The 23,992-nt window shown below is 37.9% G+C and carries 19 protein-coding genes; 2 read left to right on the forward strand and 17 right to left on the reverse strand.

The window, feature by feature from the left end; translation table 11 throughout:
- The 6 genes from IGK21_RS07610 to IGK21_RS07635 all read right to left on the reverse strand — a co-directional run bounded on the left by IGK21_RS07610 (position 1) and on the right by IGK21_RS07635 (position 8,302).
- The gene (locus tag IGK21_RS07610) at positions 1 to 525 is read right to left on the reverse strand and encodes a hypothetical protein (RefSeq protein ID WP_010718977.1); all 525 of its coding nucleotides are present in this window, start codon (positions 523 to 525) and stop codon (positions 1 to 3) included.
- 12 nt (positions 526 to 537) lie between these two features.
- Entirely contained in the window at positions 538 to 2,733 is a 2,196-nt protein-coding gene (locus IGK21_RS07615; protein ID WP_438719163.1) for a hypothetical protein, read from the reverse strand.
- Between the two features lie 265 nt (positions 2,734 to 2,998).
- Positions 2,999 to 4,930, reverse strand: coding sequence for a PTS fructose transporter subunit IIABC (locus IGK21_RS07620; protein WP_010737724.1), 1,932 nt, complete (start codon positions 4,928 to 4,930; stop codon positions 2,999 to 3,001).
- On the reverse strand, positions 4,927 to 5,862 hold the full coding sequence (pfkB, locus tag IGK21_RS07625) for a 1-phosphofructokinase (RefSeq protein ID WP_010718974.1): 936 nt from the start codon (positions 5,860 to 5,862) through the stop codon (positions 4,927 to 4,929). Before pfkB ends, IGK21_RS07620 begins: the two co-directional genes overlap by 4 nt.
- Positions 5,859 to 6,614, reverse strand: a complete 756-nt coding sequence (locus IGK21_RS07630) for a DeoR/GlpR family DNA-binding transcription regulator (protein ID WP_010718973.1) — start codon at positions 6,612 to 6,614, stop codon at positions 5,859 to 5,861. Before IGK21_RS07630 ends, pfkB begins: the two co-directional genes overlap by 4 nt.
- Positions 6,615 to 6,973: 359 nt before the next feature.
- On the reverse strand, positions 6,974 to 8,302 hold the full coding sequence (locus tag IGK21_RS07635) for a hypothetical protein (RefSeq protein WP_181915180.1): 1,329 nt from the start codon (positions 8,300 to 8,302) through the stop codon (positions 6,974 to 6,976).
- A gap of 135 nt (positions 8,303 to 8,437) precedes the next feature.
- Here IGK21_RS07635 and IGK21_RS07640 point away from each other — a divergent pair, with 135 nt between their 5' ends.
- Positions 8,438 to 8,587: an SPJ_0845 family protein gene (locus IGK21_RS07640; RefSeq protein WP_010737727.1), complete on the forward strand. Its 150-nt coding sequence runs from the start codon at positions 8,438 to 8,440 to the stop codon at positions 8,585 to 8,587.
- A 60-nt stretch (positions 8,588 to 8,647) separates the two neighbouring features.
- On the opposite strand, the gene yihA is transcribed toward IGK21_RS07640, so the two are convergent.
- The 7 genes from yihA to IGK21_RS07675 all read right to left on the reverse strand — a co-directional run bounded on the left by yihA (position 8,648) and on the right by IGK21_RS07675 (position 15,578).
- Positions 8,648 to 9,235, reverse strand: coding sequence for a ribosome biogenesis GTP-binding protein YihA/YsxC (gene yihA, locus IGK21_RS07645; protein WP_010718969.1), 588 nt, complete (start codon positions 9,233 to 9,235; stop codon positions 8,648 to 8,650).
- 436 nt (positions 9,236 to 9,671) lie between these two features.
- On the reverse strand, positions 9,672 to 10,922 hold the full coding sequence (clpX, locus tag IGK21_RS07650; RefSeq protein WP_010718968.1) for an ATP-dependent Clp protease ATP-binding subunit ClpX: 1,251 nt from the start codon (positions 10,920 to 10,922) through the stop codon (positions 9,672 to 9,674).
- 179 nt (positions 10,923 to 11,101) lie between these two features.
- Positions 11,102 to 12,388, reverse strand: a complete 1,287-nt coding sequence (gene tig, locus IGK21_RS07655; RefSeq protein WP_010718967.1) for a trigger factor — start codon at positions 12,386 to 12,388, stop codon at positions 11,102 to 11,104.
- A gap of 146 nt (positions 12,389 to 12,534) precedes the next feature.
- Positions 12,535 to 13,476, reverse strand: coding sequence for a hypothetical protein (locus IGK21_RS07660; RefSeq protein ID WP_034698256.1), 942 nt, complete (start codon positions 13,474 to 13,476; stop codon positions 12,535 to 12,537).
- Positions 13,477 to 13,590: 114 nt separating this feature from the next.
- A complete protein-coding gene (locus IGK21_RS07665; RefSeq protein WP_181915042.1) occupies positions 13,591 to 14,244 on the reverse strand; it encodes an RDD family protein in 654 nt (217 codons plus the stop codon).
- A 2-nt stretch (positions 14,245 to 14,246) separates the two neighbouring features.
- On the reverse strand, positions 14,247 to 15,275 hold the full coding sequence (gene sppA / locus IGK21_RS07670; RefSeq protein ID WP_181915043.1) for a signal peptide peptidase SppA: 1,029 nt from the start codon (positions 15,273 to 15,275) through the stop codon (positions 14,247 to 14,249).
- A 12-nt stretch (positions 15,276 to 15,287) separates the two neighbouring features.
- A complete protein-coding gene (locus IGK21_RS07675) occupies positions 15,288 to 15,578 on the reverse strand; it encodes a hypothetical protein (protein WP_010737730.1) in 291 nt (96 codons plus the stop codon).
- 399 nt (positions 15,579 to 15,977) lie between these two features.
- Between IGK21_RS07675 and glmS the strand changes: the two genes are divergently transcribed.
- Complete coding sequence (gene glmS, locus IGK21_RS07680; protein WP_181915044.1) at positions 15,978 to 17,786, forward strand: glutamine--fructose-6-phosphate transaminase (isomerizing); 1,809 nt, start codon at positions 15,978 to 15,980, stop codon at positions 17,784 to 17,786.
- A gap of 166 nt (positions 17,787 to 17,952) precedes the next feature.
- Here the strand turns inward: glmS and IGK21_RS07685 are convergent, their stop codons facing one another.
- The 4 genes from IGK21_RS07685 to cdaA form a co-directional block, all read right to left on the reverse strand.
- Positions 17,953 to 20,190, reverse strand: a complete 2,238-nt coding sequence (locus IGK21_RS07685; protein WP_181915045.1) for a fibronectin type III domain-containing protein — start codon at positions 20,188 to 20,190, stop codon at positions 17,953 to 17,955.
- Positions 20,191 to 20,483: 293 nt separating this feature from the next.
- A complete protein-coding gene (glmM, locus tag IGK21_RS07690) occupies positions 20,484 to 21,842 on the reverse strand; it encodes a phosphoglucosamine mutase (protein ID WP_010718960.1) in 1,359 nt (452 codons plus the stop codon).
- Positions 21,843 to 21,865: 23 nt separating this feature from the next.
- Positions 21,866 to 23,023 carry a CdaR family protein gene (locus IGK21_RS07695; RefSeq protein ID WP_010718959.1) on the reverse strand — a complete coding sequence of 386 codons (1,158 nt, stop codon included), beginning with the start codon at positions 23,021 to 23,023 and terminating at the stop codon, positions 21,866 to 21,868.
- On the reverse strand, positions 23,020 to 23,907 hold the full coding sequence (gene cdaA / locus IGK21_RS07700) for a diadenylate cyclase CdaA (protein WP_010737735.1): 888 nt from the start codon (positions 23,905 to 23,907) through the stop codon (positions 23,020 to 23,022). The genes IGK21_RS07695 and cdaA overlap by 4 nt, the downstream gene beginning before the upstream one ends.
- Between the last annotated feature and the right edge of the window lie 85 nt (positions 23,908 to 23,992).

Genomic DNA, 23,992 nt, shown 5'->3' on the forward strand with positions numbered 1-23,992 from the left:
TTATTCAACTGTTAATGTAACTCCTGCAGCCACTTGACCTTTTTTTTCGTTGGTGTCTGGGTCATACAAACTAAATAAAGCAACTGATGGATACTCCCCCTTTTCTAATGCCTGTTCCAACGTGACATTTTTTATTTCATACCCGGGCTGAATCGCACCGGAAGTATAAACAAGTTGATTGTTCTTTTTTTCTCTAATTTCTACATTGATCGGATAGCCATTTTCACTGGGATTTTTTATCATCAATTCGCCGCTCCCTGTTTGTCGATCGATTTTCGCTTCAGGTGAGATAACTAAATTGAATTTGCTTTTATCTACTGCAACCTGCGCAATTTTTTTCTTTTCAGAGTCAGAGATTTTTTGGGCATCTTTCCCAGCGGGTAAAAATTCGCCACTAACAATAGTAACGGGCTCTGGTTTTGCTTGAAGATAATAGCGGTACACTAGCCAGCCACTTAGCAACAACAATAATCCTAGTAGAATGAGTAGTACCTGTTTTTGTTTTTTCCGTTTTGTTTCTTCCATTGCTTTTCTCCTTTATTCTTTAGCTGATAGTTGATAAGTAAAGGCATAACTAGGATAATATTTTTGTAAAATGTTTCCTGAAAATTCTCCAGCTAAATAAAGTTCAATTGGTTCTGTTAAAAAAGGGGCAATTTCCAATCTGTCCACATTATTTTGCCCGACAACCAACGGTCCCATCGTTGTCCCATCAGTGGCAACAAGATTAAGAATCAACTCGTTATGATTTCCGCCAGAAAATTGATTGACTAGCACAACTGATGAATCAGCTGTAAGATCTTGAACCATGCCAATCGTAAAATCAATGGGATAGTTACTCGAACTAATGATTGGTTTGGTCGAAGATGCCGTGTCGAATGCACCTTCTGTTTTCGATTCAAATATCATTTCTAAAGGTACTTCCACACTTAATGGACTTTTGACTACTTCCACCTGTTGTTCTATCCAAAGGCTTTCAGTTAAATAGGCTTGAAGTTCGGGATCATCGTTGACGGCACCAGCTATTTTTGTATAGACAAAATAAGTTCCAGCTGGTAGTTTTTCTTTTGTCCATGTCATTCCCGCGGTTTCTTCGACTGCGATCATCCCAGCTGTATTTTCATCAGCAAGCTCAACTTGTTGTTGTGCTTCCTCAGTCGTTAAATCGGTTTCACTCCAAAGTTGTTTCGTACTTAATTTAAACGTCGTTGCCTTTCCTATCCGACTGGCTGGCTCATAAGCATTGATCGTTGTGTCTAATTGACTTTGTCCGACCGCTACACTCGGCTGTGCTTTCCAATCGGTAATATTGATTTTTTTTTGATAGATTGCTTGTTTTAGAGCTGTATTTGTAAAGTAACTGTCATTTAATGTAGCTGTACCAGCTCCTACTACTTCCTTTTTTTGTAAACTTTGATCAGTTGCTAAATAGCTAAATTGATAGCCTCCTATTTCTCCTGCTACTCCATCGATCCGGTTAAATGTCATATTTCTAGCAAACAAGCCGTTGGTATTAGAAGTATTTTGAAAACGAACAAAATCGGGCTCATCCGCATTCATTACAACATTTCCATTTGAATTGAATCTGCCTTGGCTGATCATTGAAGTTTGTGAATTAGCGCCAAAATTGATTTCTGCTGCTTGACCATTCGTAAAATTCATTGGCTTGTTACCTGTTTGTTCATACAAAAATTCAGCATTTTGACCAATCGTAAAAATTAATCCTGTCCCATCATAAGAAAAATAATCTTTGCTTGATGTCAATTGCACATTCGCATTTTCTTCAAGAGTGACTCGTATTTTCCGATCACCCGATCCGCCAGAAGCTGAACCATAAAACAAAGCGAGATTCGTACTCGTTTGGTGGTTGATAATCGTCGTCGAATCTTTCGCAAATGTAATGTTGTTTCCTTCCATGAACTCTTCGCTGTTTGCTCCTGCTTCACTGACAAATTCATTTTTCCCCTCAAAGGTGAAGGTGGATTCTGTATGCCAAGCTAGAAGTGGTTGCGCCCCAGTCTTTCCATAATAATTGACGTTTTCAAAAACCGCGTCAAATGAGAGAACAGATAAACTTCCAGCCCCTAAGATCCCGTAGTAAGATTGGTTGCCATAGATAACGCCATTTTCATCAGTTAGTGTCGCGCTTCCAAAATTCATGTTTTTCAATTTGATTCTTAATCCACTAATCTTCACTCGATAGCCAGTATTCGAAGCGGTTGAGTTGGAAGCGTTGGTATATAGCATATGATGATTTTGACCATCGATCTCGACATTTTTATAAAACTCAAAAACATCCGCATCTGTATACACGATGTCTGCTGTCAAAGCAACATAATAGGTTCCCGAACCTGAATCATTATTGATTTCACTCATTACCCTAATTAATTCATCTGCTGTTGCTGCAGTATAAGGACTTTCTAATGATCCTTCTCCAACCAAAGGACTAATTGCACCAATTTCGTCGGACAGTTCAGCGTTTTCTGCTAACACTTGTTTTGTTTCTTCGCTGCTTGTTGATGCTTCGGTGATTTGATTATTGACATCTTCATGGGATTCTTCCGTAGTTGTCTCAAAGGAAACGGAGTACTCATCACTTGTGCTCGTTTGCACATTGTCATGGAGATTTACACTATTCTCAGAATTTTCTTGTGCATCAAAGTCATTGACTGGGACAATACTAGCACAAAGAATAAAGAGCGATAAAACAACCCATTTTGTACTTTTTTTCATATTCCCCTCCTCTATAACCATTCTTTTTTTATATAAAAGCGCTTTTGATTAACATTAGATTACAAAAAAATGATACTATACACATTTATATCCGTCAATAAATAACTAATTTCTAATCACAAATCCTATATTTATTCATCTATTTGTCAATTTCGCTTTCCATTTTTTAATTTTCAAAAAATTTGCATTTAATCTCACAAAAAAACCTTCTTACGAAAATTATTGTTAAATTCCGTAAGAAGGTCTCATATTTATAAATTGAAAATTATGCTGTTGTTACTGTTGGTGATTTTCTTAGTAAACCATAAATCACACCAGAAACGATTGCACCAATAGCGATGAATGCTAAGTACAAGACTGGATGACTTAACAAGAATACAACGAAAATCCCACCATGAGGAGCAAGTAATTTGATACCGAAAGCACCAACTAAACCACCTGTTAGAGCAGAGCCAATAATGAAACTTGGAATGGCGCGGATCGGATCAGCTGCTGCAAATGGAATCGATCCTTCTGTTACAAAGGACAAGCCCATCACAATATTCGTTAGACCAGCATCTTGATCTGTTTTACTAAATTTATTTTTGAATAAACGAGTAGCAACAAAAATTGCTAATGGTGGAACCATCCCACCAGCCATAACAGAAGCCATCACGACACTACCGCCAGTCGCAACAGTTGTTGCTAGCGTAGCTGTACCGAAAACATAAGCCGCTTTATTAATTGGTCCACCTAAGTCAGCAGCCATCATTCCTGCAAGTAAAGCACCAAGTAACGCAGCGTTTGAACCGCTCATACTTGTTAAAAATCCGTTCAATGCATCATTGATTGCTTTCATCGGTACATTAACCAACAACATCAAGAAACCGGTAATCAACAACCCAAACACGGGATAAAAGAGAATCGTTTTGATTCCGTCTAATGATTTAGGTAATTTCTTGAAGAGTTTACGCAAGAACACAATGACATATCCAGCTAAGAAACCGCCGATCAAAGCCCCTAAGAAGCCTGCACCGCCAGTATTAGCTAATGCACCAGCAGCAAAACCAACAATCAAACCAGGGCGATCCCCGATACTTGAAGCAATAAATCCAGCAAGAACTGGTAACATGAAACCAAAAGCAGCTTGACCGATTTGGTTGAACCAGCTGGCAATTTGATTATAATTCCCAAGGTTTGCAAGCTGATCTTGTGGTACACCCATAAATTGGTCTACCATGAAAGAAAGAGCAATCGCAATCCCACCGCCAATAACAAACGGCAGCATATGAGAAACACCATTCATCAAATCTTTATAGATTCGTTGGCCGACGGTTCCTTCTGCATTTCCTTCATCAGAACCAGTATCTTTCCCTTGTCCATGATAAACTGGTGCAGTACCGCTTAAAGCAAGATTGATCAGTTCTTCTGGCTTACGAATCCCGTCGCTAACCGGACGATTGACAAGTTCTTTCCCGTCAAAGCGATCCATGGCAACTTTTTTATCTGCTGCTACGATTACACCATCCGCACGAGCGATGTCTTCAGCTGTCAATAAGTTTTTAACGCCTTCTGATCCGTTTGTTTCAACTTTGATCTCTACGCCCATTTCTTTCGCTTTTTTCTTCAAAGCATCTTCCGCCATATAAGTGTGGGCGATTCCTGTTGGACAAGCGGTTACTGCAATAACGAACTTGCTCTTAGGATCAACGGTTGCAGCTTCAGCTTGTTTTGCCTGTTCTGCTTTTTCTTCCGCAGCTTTTTGATCTTCCGCTGTTTGGAATAATTCTTGTACAGCTTCTGGTGAATCTGCTTCTTTTAATTTTGCAACAAAATCTGGATCCACTAAAAGGCGGGATAAAGCAGCTAACGCTTGTAAGTGTGTATCATTTGCGCCTTCTGGAGCTGCGATCATAAAGAATAGGTAAGTCGGCTGACCATCTAATGCCTCATAATCGACCCCTTTGTTACTTTTAGCAAATAGTACGGTTGCTTCTTTTACTGCTGCATTTTTTGCATGAGGCATCGCAATGCCGTCACCTAGTCCGGTAGAAGTTTGCGCTTCTCGTGCTAAAATCCCCTCTTTATAGGTTTCAATATCTGAGATTCTTCCGGCAGCAAACATTTTTTGGACCATTTCATCAATTGCGCCTTTTTTATCAGTTGCTTGTAGGTCCATGATCATTGCATCTTTGATCATTAAATCTTTGATATTCATGATAATCCTCCTGAAAACGAATCTATTTTTGTTATCTCAACTTCTGGTAACAGTTCATCAATCAATGCTCTAGAAGCTAAATCATCAGAAAATGCTGTCGCACTTCCACAAGCGACTCCCCATTTAAATGCTTCCACTGGATCTTGATTTTTGCTATAAGCACCAATAAATCCAGCAATCATTGAATCTCCTGCACCAACCGAGTTTTTTAACGGGCGAACTAATACGTTTGATCGGTAAGCACCTTCATTAGTAAATAACAAGGCACCATCTCCCGCCATTGATATCAAGACATTTTGTGCCCCTTCAGCTAATAGTTTCTTACCATATGGCAAAATCTCTTCCACACGATCAAAGTGTGTCTGATATAATTCGGCTAATTCATGGTTATTAGGTTTGATCAACAATGGTCTTTTAGCAAGAGAATTTTTTAGATCATCCCCAGTTGTATCAATCACAAAGTCTGCTTCTTTTTCACGAATGATCTCAATCAATTCTTGATAGAACCCTTTTCTTAAGCTGGCAGGAGTACTACCAGATAAGACAACGATGTCTCCTTTGTTCACAACACTTAGCGCTTGCTTGAATGATTGGATTTCTTCATCTGAGATCGTTGGGCCTAAACCATTGATCTCCGTTTCAGAATCAGATTTTAATTTGATATTGATCCGAGTATCTGATTGAACCGTTGTAAAAGAAGTTTGGATTGTTTCTTTTTCCAACCACTCTGCGATAAAGTTTCCTGTAAAGCCTCCTAAAAAGCCAAGGGCTGTCGAATCAGAGTCAATTCTTTTCAAAATTCGAGAAACATTGATCCCTTTTCCGCCAGGAACTTTAAAGTCTTCTTTCATTCGATTCAATTCCCCGATTTTTAACCCATCGACACGTACGATAAAGTCAATCGACGGATTTAATGTTACTGTATAAATCATTGTATAGCTGCCTCCTTGATAGTTGTCCGTTCCCGATAATCGGTAACAAATTCCAATGGACAACGTTCGGTTACGATCGTAGCTGCTTCTAAAGGTGCCACAGAAGTGAAACTAAGCTTGTTGAACTTAGAATGATCAATCAGGACGAAACTTTCTTCCGCATTTGCCATTGCTAGACGTTTCACGGCTGCTTCTTCCGGATCTGGCGTTGTAAATCCACGGTTCAAGTCAACACCGTTCATTCCCATAAACACTTTATTAAAATAGAAATTTTTTAACTGGCTGATTGTACTATTTCCTAGTACAGCATTTGTTGATAATTTAACTTGTCCACCTAATATGATGGTGGGAAGTTGCAAATCAACCAAACTAGCTGCATGTTTCACTGAATTAGTTACTACCGTTACCTTTTTCTCTTGCAAATATGGGATCATTTCTAACGTCGTGGACCCAGCATCTAAATAAATAACGTCATCGTCATTGATTAATTGAGCTGCTAATCGAGCGATTGTTTGTTTTTCTTGAACGTTTTTGAGCGTTTTTTCACTCATATTCTGTTCAAACCCTAAAAGTTGCCCTTTTTTCGCGCCACCATGGATTCTTTCTAACAGACCATCATTCTCCAACTCTTGCAAATCACGTCTAATCGTTGATTCAGAAGCGTTTAGAAGTGTTACTAAATCTTGAGATTTCACTATTTTATTTTGTTCTAACAAGTGTAGTATTTTTTGTCTGCGCTCTTCTGTAAGCATTTCCACGATCACCTCACGACATATAGTAGCATAATTCTTTTTATTAATCAATAAAAATCATTCAAAAACATTCATAGACAATCTAAAACATTCAAAAAAGAGTCTGAACTTTCAACTGGTCCAGACTCTTGAGCGGTTGTAAAGAAGTACAAACGGTATTCGCTGTACGATTCTTCCACAACCTTTTATATGCTTTATTTTCTATGCACTAAATAATAGTACCTTCCTAATCCAATGAACATAATGATAAAGCCCAAAATTGATCGTACAGGGATGTTGGGAAGAAAGAACATCAAAAAAGCTACAAATGCTGTAGGTAACATGACCCGATAATATAAGTGTTTATCCATGTGCTCACCTCAAATTTTTTGTAATGTCGCAAATTTGTTTAATTTTGGATAATCATAGATTTCTACTCTAAGATGATTTACACCTTTTTTCACGTCAAAGCTTAAACGTCCTCGTCTTTTTCTTATTCGCTTAAACTGAATATCTGATAGTTTTTCGCGAATTTCATTCAATGGGAGCTGTGTCAAATTTTCAGTAGGTACGTATAATCGTAAAGTAACTAAATATTCTTGATATTTTTCATCGTCAACTGCGATCTCTAAGTATTCTCTTATATAGTAGCAATAAGCTTCGATCCCATCATCTAAAGAGATACGGGGATCAATCACTTTGTAAAACATCATCTGCGCCCGCTGCTCATCTACCCAAGGAAAATAAGCTTGTGTATTCAACCGCCCTCTTACTCGCTTTTCGTGGTATTCATCATTGACAAAATTATAACTTCGAGTAACGAAGAACGTCGCATCCTTTTTCTGAGTCGGTTGCATTCTTTCATTTTGGTATTGAACAGATTGAATACTTTGATCGGTATAAGCATACTCAATATACGGGGCTTTCAAAAGCCCAACACCATTGTCCCAAGAAAGATGATCAAATCCCAATTGGTCACGATAATAGGTCTGAAAATGTCGATTCGTTTCCTCGGCCCATTTGAAAGGGTCACGATATAATTGAATACAGATCACACCATTTTGTTTCTCTTTTACAAATTCCACTTGTTGGACATCTAAAAATACTTGTTTCGGAATGATGCGATAGTAGTAAGAGCTGTAATACATTTCCCAACAAGAAGTAAAGCATAATCCCTCATGAGATAGATCGTAACCAGGCAATTGATTACAATCAATCACAACCGCTCCCGATCGTTCTCTCATCTTTGGCAACTTATCAATAGCTTCTTGTGTTTCAAACTTCAACCGTTCTTCAATTTCTTTAATATTATGATACTTAAATTCATTGTATGAACGTAAGTAAGCAAATACGCCATTTTTATCCATTTTAAGCTGGATATAATCTCTGATCACCGATTCATGTTGTAAGAAAATATTCTTCTCCAAAATATTCTTAATGATCAATTGTTGACCATCAAAATGAAAACGACACTCATTCGTTTCATTTTTTACAGTCAGCCAACCAAATGCGAACTGAGATTCCTGCATTGCTTCCTTTTTAAAGGTTGTCCATTCAAATATTCGTGCTGTCTGACGAGAAGTTTGAAAAAATGAGGGACTAAACATCATTCGAATAAAAAAGAACCAATCTTCCAATTCATTTTCTCTTTGACTTTGATTCAAATCGGTTAATTGAATCGTCATTAATAATTGTTGTTCTTCCACTATACTCTCACTCCTTTCAAAGTATTTTATAATTAAATTATAACTAAGCATAAGAAAAAACTAAAATTTAACGACTTCCAATTATTTTAGTAACTATCCATGGTAGAATAGAAACAAATAATCAAAGAGGTGAATAATTTGGGGCTTAAATTTGAACGTACAGATAATCTTGATAAATTATTTGAATCCTTTGCTGTTGATCCAGAAAAAACAGTTGCTTCAAAAGAAGAAATCGATCGCTTTTTGAAACCAAAAAATGACGAAAAAAAAGAACAGACAAAAAAATAGAAAAAAACTAGTAGCAAGCGAATGTTCTCCTCTTTGAGTCCTTCGTCTGCTACTAGTTTTTTATTCTGAAATTGCTTCTTCAATTGCCTGCCAAGCTTCTTCTTTTCCTTGCTTTGTGACAGAAGAAAATAAAATAAACTGATCATTATTATCAAAATCCAACGCTTTTTTGATTTCACTTTCATGCTTGTTCCATTTTCCTCGTGGTATCTTATCCGCTTTAGTCGCTACGACAATCACTGGAATATCGTAATATTTCAAAAATTCATACATCTGGATATCCTCTTGGGAAGGTTTGTGACGTAAATCGACTAAAGAAACGACTGCTCGCAACTGCTCTCTGGTCGTAATATATGTTTCGATCATTTTACCCCATTTTGCACGTTCAGTCTTTGATACTTTGGCATAACCATAACCAGGGACATCGACAAAGTGTAACGCATTTTCAATCAAATAAAAATTCAATGTTTGGGTCTTACCTGGTTTTCCCGAAGTGCGAGCTAAATTCTTTCGGTCAATCAACGTATTGATAAAAGAAGACTTTCCGACATTTGAACGCCCTGCTAAAGCAATTTCTGGTAAATCAGATTCTGGGTATTGTTTTGGTGCAACTGCACTAATCACTATTTCTGCTTGATGTACTTTCATAAAATCTCTCCTAAAAAAGGTCGTTGAAGAAGAAAGGAACTCTATCGAGATGAGAGAAGATTGTTTAATATTACTTTATTAAACAATCTCTGATATACGAAGAGTCGCTTCTTAAACGCCGTGTAACAGGTTGCGAGAAGCATGAATTGATTCGTACCTTAAAGAAAAAAATCTCGAAACAGCTTCTCATGTTTTGAGGTTTTTTGATTTCATTCTAAGATTCAACGATCGAAAAACTGCAGTTGAATGCGGAAAGTACGTTTTTACATAAACGAAAGTCATCTTCCCTATTTGCCAATTTTGAGTAATCACAACGTTGAATCGCCTGCTGTCAATAGAATTTCTTAATCATTAATCAATAGTTTCGATAAAAAGACAAAGCTGCCGCAAAAGCAATAACTAACTTTCACGACAGCATTCCAGCTTCTATCTGCTTTTATCCCGCTTTTTTCTCAGAATCTTTATAAACGACAGTCGGTTCTCCTGTTAATTCAGCAGCTTCTTTCGTAATGATCACTTTTTCGATATTCTCATTAGATGGGATGTCAAACATAATATCCATCATGATTTCTTCGATAATCGAACGTAGTCCACGTGCCCCAGTATTTCGGGCAATTGCTTTTTCAGCGATTGCTGTTAATGCCTCTGGTTCAAATTCTAATTCCGTATTATCCAAAGCAAGTAATTTTTGGTATTGTTTGACCAAAGCATTCTTTGGCTCTGTCAAAATACGCACAAGATCTTCTGTCGTTAATTTTTCAAGTGCTGCCATTACTGGTAAACGACCAATAAATTCAGGAATCAAACCAAATTTCAATAGATCTTCTGGAATGATTTCTTGCATGACACTTTCGCCATCTGCTAATTTTTGATTTTTAGTCCCGAAACCGATTGTCTTTTCTCCTAGACGATTTTTAACAATTGTTTCAATCCCATCAAACGCACCACCTACGATAAACAAAACATTTGTCGTATCGATTTGGATAAATTCTTGATGAGGATGTTTCCGACCGCCTTGAGGGGGAACGCTGGCAACTGTCCCTTCTAAAATCTTCAATAAGGCTTGTTGGACACCTTCACCTGAAACATCTCGAGTAATTGAAACATTCTCGCTTTTACGAGCAATTTTATCGATTTCGTCAATGTAGATGATCCCTTTTTCAGCTCGTTCCACATTGTAATCAGCTGATTGCAATAATTTCAATAGGATGTTTTCGACGTCTTCCCCAACATAACCAGCTTCAGTTAAACTGGTTGCATCAGCGATCGCAAAAGGTACATTTAACGTTTTAGCTAATGTTTGTGCCAAGAAAGTTTTCCCTGATCCAGTAGGACCGATCAGGCAGATATTACTTTTTTGCAGTTCAACATCATCTGCATCTTCTTGGGATTGTTGATTAACACGCTTATAGTGATTGTATACTGCTACAGCTAATGAACGTTTTGCACGATCTTGACCAATCACATAATTATTTAAGACTTCCAAAATTTCTAATGGTTTTGGTACTTCTGTGAATTCACGTACCGCTTCTTCATAAAATTCTTCATCAATGATTTCTTTGCATAGGTCAATACATTCATTACAGATGTAGACCCCTGGACCAGCCACGATTTTTTTTACTTCTTCTTGTGTTTTCCCGCAAAAAGAACAACGTACGGTCTCATTGCCACTTGGATTATCATACATGGTCTTCACCCCTTAACTTGCATCATAAATGCAAGAAACTATCACAGACTTTACAGTCTTTTACTATCATACCATAATTCAAAAAAAAGCAAAAGCACTAAACAAGAACCAAAAATCGAAAATATGCAAAAAGAGGAAACCTCTCAGTTTCCTCTTTGATAAAATGCAATAAAAGATGATTATTTTGCTTCAGTAGCAGTTCCAGTAATCAAATCGATTGCTTTTTTCATTGTCACATCATGTTCCAACATATCTTCTGTTAACACTCGTTTGATTTGCTCGATTGGCATGTTGTATGTCTCAGATAATTCTTGAATTTCAGCGTTGATTTCTTCTTCTGTTGCTGCTAGTCCTTCTGCTTTAGCGATAGCTTCGATTACAAGATTTGTTTTTGTGCGTACTTCTGCTTCGCCTTCAAATTGTTTGTGCAAGTCTTCTTCTGTAGAACCAGTTAATTGGTAGTACATGTCAGGAGAGATTCCTTGACGTTGCATGTTGTTCAAAAATTCATCCATTGAACGGTGTACTTCATCGTGAACCATCACGTGTGGCAGATCAACGATTTCTGCATTTTCAACAGCTAAGCGGATTGCAGCTTCATCTTTTGCGTCTTCTGCTTCTTTTTCTTTTGCTTCTGTCAATTCTTTTAGATATTTTTCTTTCAATTCAGCTAATGTAGAAACTTCATCATCTACATCTTTTGCAAATTCGTCATCTAATTCAGGTACTTCTTTAGCTTTTACTTCATGAACCGTTACTTTGAACACTGCTTCTTTACCAGCAAGGTCTTCTGCTTGATAGTCTTCTGGGAAAGTAACTGTTACATCTAAGCTTTCACCTGATTTTTTACCGATCAATTGATCTTCAAAGCCAGGAATGAATGAACCAGAGCCTAGTTCTAGTGAATAGTTTTCACCTTTTCCGCCATCGAATGCTTCGCCATCAACAAAGCCTTCAAAGTCAATCACTACAGTATCGCCATTTTCTGCTGGAGCATCTTCTTTGATTACTAATTCTGCTTGAGCTTCTTGTTCACGTTTGATACGTTCTTCCACATCCGCTTCAGTAACTTCACGGTCTTGTTTTTCAACAACTAAATCTTTATATTGACCTAATTTCACTTCAGGTTTAACTGTTACTTCAGCAGTGATCACCCAATCTTGCCCTTTTTCCATGCTTTCAACATCGATTTGAGGTTGTGATACAGGTTCGATACCTGCTTCTTTAACTGCTGCTTCATAGCTTTCAGGTAAGACAGCATTCAATGCGTCTTCATAAAGAGCTTCTTCTCCGTACATACGGTTGAATACTTGGCGTGAAACTTTCCCTTTACGGAACCCTGGTACGTTCAAGTTTCCTTTAACTTTATTAAACGCAGCTGTCAATCCTTTTTGAATTTCATCTTGCGCAATCGTAAATTTTAAAACACCATCGTTTGTGCCTTTTTTTTCAAATGTTGCAGTCATTTAGTTCCCTCCGAGTTTAGAAAATTCATTTTATACATCAAAAACGTTTCATGCATACCCTTAAATAGTACACTAACCCTTTCAAATTGTAAACATATTGAATGGTTAGAATCCACGTTTTTCATGACTTTTTTATCTGATAAGTGTCAACGGTCACTTTGAAAGAGTAGCATTTCCCTTAAAATATTTCCCCTTTTTTCTAGGAAATCTGCTTCCTCTGCTTCTGTTTGTCTATTATTATAGTTTGGATCATACATGCTAAGTGTATCAGCAAACCATTTTTTGGGATCACCGACATATGTATCATAAACAGGATAAAGAAGAGCGGATTGCATCATAAATTCTTCTTTTAGCACTGTACTAAGATAGGCATCTTGATCTTCATAAGCTTCTGCTAATCGCATTAACTGTTCATAAGCCTTCTGCTTTTCTGGTTTTGGTAATGTTGCAGGTATGACTTCTATAAACGTCTGATCCATCGTTAAATAAACAACTGGCTGGTGTTTCTTCACTTGCACGAGTGACTCTAACATTTTTGCTCGCACTAATAAGTGGATCTCTGGTAAGATAATCATTTTTTTGATTGTTTGTACCAATTCATGATAAGGCAACGCTTCAATCTCAGAAACAACCAAAAGTTGTTCTGCAGGTGGCATTGTCGGCATTTTTTCAACACTAAGATGAATCTTACGTATTTTTTGACGGTCATTTTGACTCGTGAAATTTTCTGCTTGTTGGATCTTCTCTACCATGAGTTGCTCAAATAAATCAGAAAAATCATAGCTGGCAATTAACTTGCGAGCATAAAGATAATCTTTTGTTTGGATCAGCAGATCAAAATAAAAAGCTGCCACTTTTTCATCTGTCAGGTAGTCATTTTCATAAGGAAACGCCTGATTCAGCGCTTCTTTTTTTTCATCTAGCTCAACTAAGCAAAGGACAAGTAGACGATTCGCCTCAAATGTTCCTTTAAGCTCCAATGCTCGTTGTAAAAATGTCTTTGCTTGTAAATATTGATGATCAGCTAATGCTTGTTGCGCTAGACGCATAAGATTTTCGTATTTATCAGGAAAATCAATCGGCTCCAATGTTCGTTCTCCCTTCGACTCTTTGCCAGTAAAATCATGAATAAAACTATAGTATCAAACATAAAAAAACATGACAATCTTTTTTAGATTGCCATGTTGAAAAAATAAAATGAATCAAGTATTAATTTCTTGATTAAAGGCTTTGACTAGATTTAGCGTGACTACACTCGTATTTGAAAAATAATCACCAATATGCTGTTTTCTTTGATTAAAGATTGTCGGTAAATAGCCAACAAAAAGTAATGGGAATTTCAGAATGAACCGACAAGCGCCTTCTCTCACTAGCACTGTTGTCCAACTCAATTCTGATTCATTAAAGCAAATCACACGAATCCCAAAAATCATTTTTCCAATCGTTTGACCATGATTTAATTTCGTGAATAAAATAAAATAACCAAGGTAAATCAGCAAAGCAGCAAAACCATAAATACTTAAATAAGAATCGGATACTTTTAACCAGTCTAAATTAGCCGCTAAGCCAATGGTCAAACGTGTGATTGAGCCAATACAAATCAGATCCACAATAAAAGCGAAAAACCTTATCCAAAATCCTGCATAAAAATATTTAGGAAAGTCATTTACATTGATTTTTTCCTCTTTATCTTCGGTATACTGTTGCCATTGTTGTTGTTTTACTTTGATTTCACTTTCAGATAATGGTTTTTCTTTAAAAGATTGCAGTACTTTTTGAGAAAAGCTCGGATCTGGCCCTACAGCAGGACGATCTGCCTTGTTATGTGAAGATAAATCTTCTGGTTGCTTCGCCATGCTTACTCACCTCCGTAATAATACATTGCCTTTGGTGATTGAACGGTTCCTTGATTTTCTAAGAAAGACAAGATTTGACTTGTTTCAGAAGCTTTTAGGCCTTGAAGCTGAGCAAGTTTCGAACCGAACCATGTGTTTGCAAAACCAGTAGTATTCGTTTCATATTCTACTAACTGAGCGTTTTCTAAATGTTGCTCACTTCTCATCGCTTTTAACGCGTCTTGTGGATACCCAATTTCATCCACTAATCCGACTGCTTTCGCCTGTTCTCCATCATAAATACGACCATCCGCAATTTTTCGGACTTCTTCTTCTGATTGATTTCGTCCAGTACTGACTACTTTGACAAATCGATTGTAGGCATTATCGATATAAGTTTGTAAGACTTTTTGATCTTCTGGCGTTTGTGGTCTAGTACTTGAACCCATATCTTTCAATGCACCACTTTTTACCGTCGTATCCTCGATCCCTAATTTTTCTAAAAGTCCAGAATAATTAAGACCTGACATGATGACACCAATGGACCCAGTGACTGTTTCCTCTGTTGCATAGATTTTATCTGCTTGGGCTGAGATATAATATCCGCCACTAGCAGCTGTATTTTTCATACTGACATACATTGGAATATTTCGTTCATTTCGGATATCACTGATTGTCTTAGCTATTTCTGCACTTTCATAAACACCACCACCAGGAGAATTGACTTCTAACATCATCCCTTTGATCGTTTTATCTTCTTTTATAGCATTTAATTGCTCCATAAACTTAGCGTGATTGTATCCTTCTGTTGCAAACAAACCTGATGTTCCATCACTAGTGATCGTCCCATCAACCGTCAATTTTACGATTTTTTCTGAACTATCTCCTTCTTCCAGAACCGTGGGCGATAATTCATTAGTGCCATATAATAAGCTATTGAAACCACTCATTTGCTTTTCTTCTTTTGAATTTGACGTCAGGCTAGATGATACCAACGAAACAACCAATAAGCCTGCCGCAATCAACACTGCTATCCAACGCTTTTTATTCATACTCTCCCTCGCTTAATATAAATTTTTGATAACGATCACTGTTTCTTTTTCTCCAGTTGCATTCATTTTTTCTGCTTTTTCGACTAATGTAAATCCATTGAACTTCTCTTTTGTCCACTCATCTTCTACTACGAATTGTTGCGCTTCTCCAATAGTCAACGCATCAGGCGCAATTTCTTGGATACTATCCCAACCAGTATCTAAAAAGATTTTGGTTTCATCATCCACTGTATTTACTTTTTCAAGTTCGGCCAACTGTTTTTTTAGCATGCCTAATGTCAAGACTGCGATATTTGATGCCATTTTTCATCCTCCTTCTTTTACTTACTCTCATATTGTACCGAAGTCTGCAAAAAGATGATAGTCAAAACTTCATTTCGACCCTCCCGCCACAACCATATAGACCAATTTTATTTTTTCTCTTTTTTATTGACAAACATCACACAACAACGTTATCATTTAAGAAGTTTCCAGAAAAATACGAAAAAGGAGTTTAGATATACCATTCTCATTTTAAGGAATAGCGCCTGGTCTGTAGTTACAGATGACGAGGAAAGGGTTTATCGAAATATTCGGCGGATGACCCTAGGGACTGCACTCTATAGGATCGATCAAAACCTATCTGTGAAGATAGAACAAAAATCGATTCCAGCAGCTGGAAACTTTCATAATGATTATATTATAGAAAGTAGGATGTTTTTTATGTGTGGAATTGTCGGAATGATTGGATTAGAAAACGTAACACCAGGATTGATCAATGGTTTAGAAAAATTAGAATATCGGGGATACGATTCGGCTGGAATCTTTGTTGCGAATGACGAAAATGATTTTTTGGTCAAAGCACAAGGTAGAATTCAGAACCTAAAGGATAAGCTAACAAACGAAACAGCGGGAACAATCGGAATCGGTCACACTCGTTGGGCAACTCATGGCGAACCTTCTCAAAAAAATGCGCACCCTCACACTTCTCAAAGCGGACGTTTTGTTCTTGTCCATAACGGTGTAATTGAAAACTTTGCTGAACTAAAAAATGATTATTTAGAAACGGATCAATTTTCAGGGGAAACGGATACTGAGATCATTGCTCATCTTATTGAATTTTTTGCAAATGAAGGACTGGATACAAAATCTGCCTTTGTCAAAACACTTCAATTAATCAAAGGTTCTTATGCTTTCGCATTAATTGATCGTACTCTGCCAGATCAAATTTTTGTCGCTAAAAACAAAAGCCCTCTCTTAATTGGTCTGGGAGACGGATTCAATGTTATCGCCAGCGATGCAATGGCTATGCTGGCTTATACGAAAGAATTTGTTGAAATTGAAGATGGCGAATTAGTGATCGTCACTAAAAATGAGATTTCAATCGAAACGATCTCAGGTCAACCAGTTGAACGAACTTCTTTTGAAGCACAAATTGATGCAGCTGATATTGAAAAGGGCACTTATCCTTACTACATGTTGAAAGAAATCGATGAACAACCGATCGTTATGCGAAAGATTGCCCAAACTTACGTGAGCCATGAGAATGAAGTACTGATGGACAAACAACTTTTAGAAACAGCTAAAAACAGTGACCGTATCTACATTGTTGCTTGTGGAACGAGTTACCATGCTGGCTTAGTTGGAAAACCTATTTTAGAACAATTAACCCGTATTCCTGTGGAAGTCCACCTTGCAAGTGAATTTGGTTATAATTTGCCTTTACTTTCAGAGAAACCATTTTTTATTTTCTTAAGCCAAAGTGGAGAAACAGCAGACAGTCGACAAGTACTCGTGAAAATGAATGAATTGAATTACCCATCATTGACGATCACTAATGTACCCGGCTCTACTTTATCAAGGGAAGCTTCTTACACTCTTTTACTACATGCTGGACCTGAAATCGCCGTGGCTTCAACAAAAGCTTATACTGCTCAAATCGCTGTTTTAGCTGCACTTGCTAAAGGAATTGGTCATGAAAAAAATCTTTCTTCAGCTAGAGAATTCGATCTAACGCACGAGCTTAGTATCGTAGCGTATGGCATGGAAGAACTAATTTCTCAAAAGGACTACTTACAGGAGTTAGCAGCTGACTATCTAATGGATGCAAGAAACGCTTTTTATATTGGACGTGGAACAGATTATGCTGTCTCTTTAGAGGCTGCATTGAAGTTGAAAGAAATCAGTTATATCCAAGCAGAAGGTTTCGCAGCTGGGGAATTAAAACATGGTACGATCGCGCTGATTGAAACGAACACACCGGTTATCGGGATGATCAGCGAAGAGATAACAGGTGCACACACGAGAGGAAATCTAAAAGAAGTGGAAAGTCGTGGAGCAAAAACTTTGGTTATGGCTACAAAAGGCTTAGATCGACCAGATGACCAATTAGTATTGCCTGTTGTTCATCCTTTACTCACTTCATTAATCACAGTGATCCCTACACAATTGATTGCCTACTATGCGACCTTGCTAAGAGGTCTTGATGTTGATAAACCGAGAAATTTGGCAAAATCAGTGACCGTTGAATAGGAAAAAGGTTAAAAAAATATAGCATGTATCACCATGAAAAAAGCCAAAAAACAATGAAATTTAATTTTCATTGCCTTTTTGGCTTTTTTGTGTAGTCATCAATCAGTTCGAAAATGCCTTTTTATTGTTTTAACCTATTTTGTATCGAGTCCCCCATCTAAAGGAGCTAAGCATTAGTTCCGGGCTGTTTTGCTTGATGGCTCTTTTTTTGTCTCCTGTAAGATAACAGGATTGTTGCACTCACTATGGTTAGCCCCAGTAGTTGTAGCAATGGACTAACTTTATTACCCGTAGCTGGTAACTGTTTACTCACCTTTTTAGCAGTATTCTTATTCACTTTTGCTTCCTCTTTTCCTTTATTAATCGCTCCATTATTTTTTGTTTCGGTTTCTTTTGCCACAGGTGGTTTTTCCGTTGATTCTTTTACTATCTCTTCCTCTAAAGGAGGAACCGTCTCATGTTTTTTGCTTGTCTGCACAATGATTTTATTACTTTCTTCCGAGAGATTCCCTTCTTTGTTTTTCGATTTAACTACATAAGAATATTTCGTATTTTCCTGTAAATCTTTATCAGTATATAGTGAGGTTTCCCCCGCTACTTCTCCTACCAATACATTGTTTCGGTAAACTTGATAGCTCATGATTTCTTTTGATTCATCAGGTGCGTCCCACATTAAAGCCACTTCATGTTCTGTGACACGGGCTGATCTCAGTTTAGTAGGGGGCAACGGGCGACTCACCTCCATTGTCATTTTCGTTCTTGCTTTCACTGCATTACTCGCTTCTGATAGATTACCAGCTTGATCAACCGCTCTGATTTTATAGGTATAAGTGGTAGCCTCCATCAATCCTGTGTCTATGTAAGTTAAGTCCGTATCAGAAAGTGTTTGGACTAACTGATCGTCTCGATAGACGTGATAACCAGTGACACCCACATCATCGATTGCTGCTTCCCACGACAAGCTGACACTGTTAGTTGTTACATCATCGATTCGTAAATTCAAAGGGGGCGTAGGAGGAGTCAGATCTTCTGCTGATTTTGTCCTAGCCGTTACCGCATTACTTGCTTCTGATAGATTCCCTGATTGATCAACAGCTTTGACTATATAGGTATAGGTGGTATCTTCCATCAACCCTGTATCTATGTAGGTTAAGTCCGTACCAGTTAGCGTTTGGACCAACTGATCATCTCGATAAACGTTATAACTAGCTACATCAACATTATCGATTGCTTCTTGCCATGACAAGCTGACACTGTTAGTTGTTACATCATCGATTCGCAAGTTCAAAGGAGCTGCAGGAGGAAGAATTTCTTCTGTTGGTTTTGTCTTAGCTGTTACTGTATTACTCATTTCTGATATGTTTCCTGCCTGATCAACTGCTCTCACTTGATATGTATACATCGTATCTTCCATTAATCCTATATCCGTGTATGCTACTTCCTCCGCACCAATCACTCCTTGAATTAACTGATTGTCTCGATAAATGATATAACCGATTACGTCAATGCTATCTGTCGCTGATTCCCACGATAAGCTGACACTATCAGTTGTTACACTAGTGACTTTTAAATTCAAAGGCACTGCAGGTGGGCTGCTACTCGCCAGTTTTGTCCTAGCCGTCACTGCATTACTCGCTACTGATACATTCCCCGCTTGATCAACTGCTCTCACTTCATACGTATAGGTAGTATCTTCCGTTAATCCATTGTCGGTATAGGCGAGGTCTGCACCGGTGACTGTTTGAATCAGTTGGTTGTCTCGATAAACCAAATAACCCATTACGCCTACGTTGTCTGTTGCAGCTTCCCAAGACAAGCTAACACTATCACTTGAAATGTCGTTGACTTTCAGATTTTTAGGATTGGTAGGAGCTTCCAAATCTAATGCAGTGGCTTGAACGTTATCAAAATATGCTGTCCCGTTTCCACTAGACGCAAAACGGATAATATATGTATTTTCACCTTCCGGAGTCGTAAAGCTAAATTCATGTTGTTTCCAAGCATCATTATAATGTCTCTCATCCTTCAACGAAATAAACCCTTCCCCATGATTAAGCGTGCCAAATTCCACAATTGCTGGAAACGAAGGGTCTCCGATCACATAATAAGTGAATTGATAGGTCGTTTTCGGTTTTAACTGAACATATTGCAGGATATTCTCTCCATTTGATGCCATTACATAATGATTGCCACTTTCATCTGTCACAAGTGCAGGATTACTACTTCCAGGGTTGGAAACGATCCAGTGATTCAACCCATCATTAAATTCACCATTTTTTATAATCACCTCTTCTGCTAGTTGATAAGAGGGTGCATAAGATGGATCAACCGCTACTACAATGACCGGTTTTACAAATAGAAAAACAATCATCATCAATCGAATCAGTTTTTTGAAAATTTTCATATTTACCTCCTCTAAATTAGTTGTTTCGCAAGTTAGTTTAATCTATTCAGAGATAAAAAAAGCCCTTTTTTTTCGTATAATTAGAAATTAAAGTTCTATCATAACAACTTTTAACGGAGAATATTCTAAACCCAACGCTAATTTTATACAAAAAAGTAGTTATCTTGGAACAAGCATTTGACAGCAACCCAAATTTGTTTTCCTACAGACAAAAAAACTGTTATTCACAAAAACAAGAAAACATTTTTGTAAATAACAGTCGATTACTATTAAAATGAGAAAAATTTTAGTTCTTATTCTTCAAGTCCGATCTCTTCTCGAACAACTGCAGCAATCTTATCCACGTAATATGCTACTTTTTCATCCGTTGGCGCTTCAGCCATGACACGTAATAATGGTTCAGTTCCAGAAGGACGAACTAAAATTCTTCCTTCGCCAGCCATCTCAGCCTCAGTTTCTTCAATCACTTTTTTGATCGCTGGAACTTCCATTGCACCATTTTTGTTGCTTACTCGGATATTTACTAATTTTTGTGGGTAGATCGTCACTTCGCTCGCTAACTCGGATAATTTCTTCCCAGTTTGCTTCATAATATTCAGTAATTGGATTCCTGATAGCATTCCATCACCTGTAGTATTAAAGTCAAGGAAGACCATATGACCAGATTGTTCTCCACCAAAATTATAATCATTTTTTCGCATTTCTTCTACAACATAGCGGTCACCAACCTGAGTAACTACGTCCTTCAAGCCAATTTCTTCCACCGCTTTATGGAATCCTAAATTACTCATGACCGTTGTAACGATCGTATCTTTTTTCAAACGATTTTTCTTTGAAAGGTATTTCGCACAAATGAACATGATTTTATCACCATCAACGATGTTCCCAAGTTCATCCACTGCAATAATTCGATCCCCATCACCATCAAATGCTAAACCGGCATCGGCGCCTTTTTCAACAACCATTTCAGCTAACTTTTCAGGGTGTGTTGAACCAACACCATCGTTAATATTTAAGCCATTAGGGCTGGTACCCATCGTATAAAAATCTGTTTCTAAGTCTGCGAATAAACGGTTGACAGAAGTTGCTGTCGCCCCATTTGCCGCATCGACACAAACGGTTAGGCCTGATAGATCCCCATTGATCGTTTGCACTAAGAATTGAGAATATTTTAATAAGCCTTCTGGAAATTCTTCTACTGTTCCTAATCCCTCTGCTGAAGGACGTGGCAATTCGTCCACTTCGGCATCAAGCAATGCTTCAATTTCTAATTCTTGTTCATCCACTAATTTAAACCCATCAGCACCAAAAAATTTGATTCCATTATCTTGTGCAGGATTATGTGAAGCAGAAATCATTACGCCGGCATTGGCTTTTTGCAATCTTGTTAAATAAGCAACTCCTGGTGTGGAAATGACGCCAAGTTGAAATACTTCAATACCAACTGATAACAAACCAGAAATTAAGGCTTCTTCTAGCATTTGCCCAGAGATTCTGGTATCACGCCCAACTAAAACCCGTGGACGTTTCCCTTCTGTTTCATGTTGGCTTAATACATATCCGCCACATCTACCTAACTTAAACGCTAATTCTGGTGTCAATTCTTTATTGGCTTCGCCACGGACACCATCCGTTCCAAAATATTTACCCATAATTGTAAATTTGCTCCTTTAACTTAATTTTCCGAAGAATACGTTTGACTCTCTTGTGTACTTTGCATAGTGGATTCACTCGAATCTGTACTTTCAGAAGTTTGCTTGCTTTCTGTCTGGACACTAGAAAGTGACGTGCTCGATGTAGTCGACTTTGTCGTTGACGTTGTTGAGTCATTCCTTTTAGTCGAACTTTGATTTTTATCGACTGAAGAATCACTAGTTGTCGATTCCAGCACTGGTGTTATCTCAACTTTAACCGATTTAGGCGAGACGCTCATTCCTTGTTCAACAGGAATCTGAATCGTCCTAGTCGTTCGATGAGTAATTCCTGATATGTCGATAGGCACAGCGATACTATCCCCTATTTGAGCAAGTTGTTCCGTCGTCCCTGTGACTTCAGCCTCTAATTCGGAAAACTTGAAATTATAGTTCTTAATTCCTTCGCCTTTTGTCCCTTGTTGAATACCATATAGGCTAACCGTTTTTTTCGGTTTGATTGCATCTGACGTGACGTTGACTTGCACTGGATCAGAAACAATACTCAACGGCTCACCAGCTGAATTTAACGCTTGTACAGATACATTGCTATTCACACCATCGTCCGTTATCATTGACGGGTTGACTTTTGCAACCACTTGATGAATTTCCGCTAAAGTCTTATCTCCAGTGGTGATCGTGACCTTCGTTGGATCGACAGTTGTTTCAGTTAAATTATAACCAGAAGGCGTCGTCTCTGTTGGCAGAATAGCTTTAACTTCAAAGTCTTTGGTCACTTTCTTTTCAATTGTAACCGTGATCGTTTCCGGTTGCAACTTAGCGGTGACAGCGCTGCTTAGATTTTTGATTTTCAATGGCACTTCGTGGGTTCCTTCACCTAGATGTGCTAAGTCTGCGGTGACCCTAAAGGTACGGGTGTCTTCATTTGCCTCAGCCATCAACTGGATACGATTCGCACTAGCCAATTTGACAGTAGTAGTGTTTTCGTAACCATGGATATAATACTTATCGGTATCATATAAAAGTTGGATCGAAACATCAGAAGCTGTCTGCGAATAGGACTCGTTTCCAGATAATGTGTTTTGCATCGTTTGACCATTCGCATTGAAATAAAGAATGATACTAAACAATAACGCAACAAACCCATACAGAATACTCGTACGCTTTTCTTTTGAGATCATTTCCGATCCCCTCCCTTAGTCATTGCGTCCAAGAAAGATTGAAGCCCATTCTTTTTGTTTTTATTTTTTTCTTCTACAATTAGTTGTTTTCGTAAGATCGATAAATACTCTTCTTGCGATAATCCTGGTATCAATTGATTGTCTAAAGTGATACTTACATCTCCTGTTTCTTCCGAGACCACGATAGTTATTGCATCGCTGACCTCACTAATACCGACAGCAGCTCGGTGACGTGTTCCAAATTCTTTTGGAATCAACATACTTTCTGATAAAGGTAAATAGGCACTGGCAACTGCAATTTTTCCATTTTTGACAATAACTGCCCCGTCATGCAGCGGCGTATTGGGGATAAAGATATTAATGAGTAACTCACCAGTAATATCTGCATCCAATGCAATGCCTGTCTCAATATACTCATCCAAACCAGTATGACGCTCGATCGTAATCAGAGCACCAATCTTTCGTTTCGACATATATTGAATAGCTTTATCAAAGGATAGGATCATCTTCTCGTCTTCTTGCTGTTCGCTTTTCGTTTGTTTGAATAACGAACTTCTTCCCAGATGTTCTAACCCACGACGAATCTCTGGTTGGAAGATGACGATTGCTGCAATCACACCATAAGTTATGACTTGATTCATCAGCCATGACAGCGTGTGTAGCCCAATCAACTCAGCCGCAATTCGAATCACGATAAAGATGGCAACGCCTTTGAGCAATTGGATCGCTTTCGTCCCTCTTAGTAGCTGGATCAGTTTGTAAACCAAATACCATACGACTAAAATATCCAGTATGTTTACCAAAAAATTCAGAGAAAATAAGTCACCGGAAAACATTTGTTGCCAATACTCTAAATTAAAAAGTTCCCCGATTTGAAATGACATAAAAAGCCTCTCTTCTCTTTTGAGATTTCCCTTTAAGTATATCATATGTTTGGAAATATGAGACGATTCTGGCTACTTTTTTCAA

The organism is Enterococcus sp. DIV1421a (genome assembly GCF_051711025.1).
Lineage (GTDB): Bacteria > Bacillota > Bacilli > Lactobacillales > Enterococcaceae > Enterococcus_B > Enterococcus_B hirae.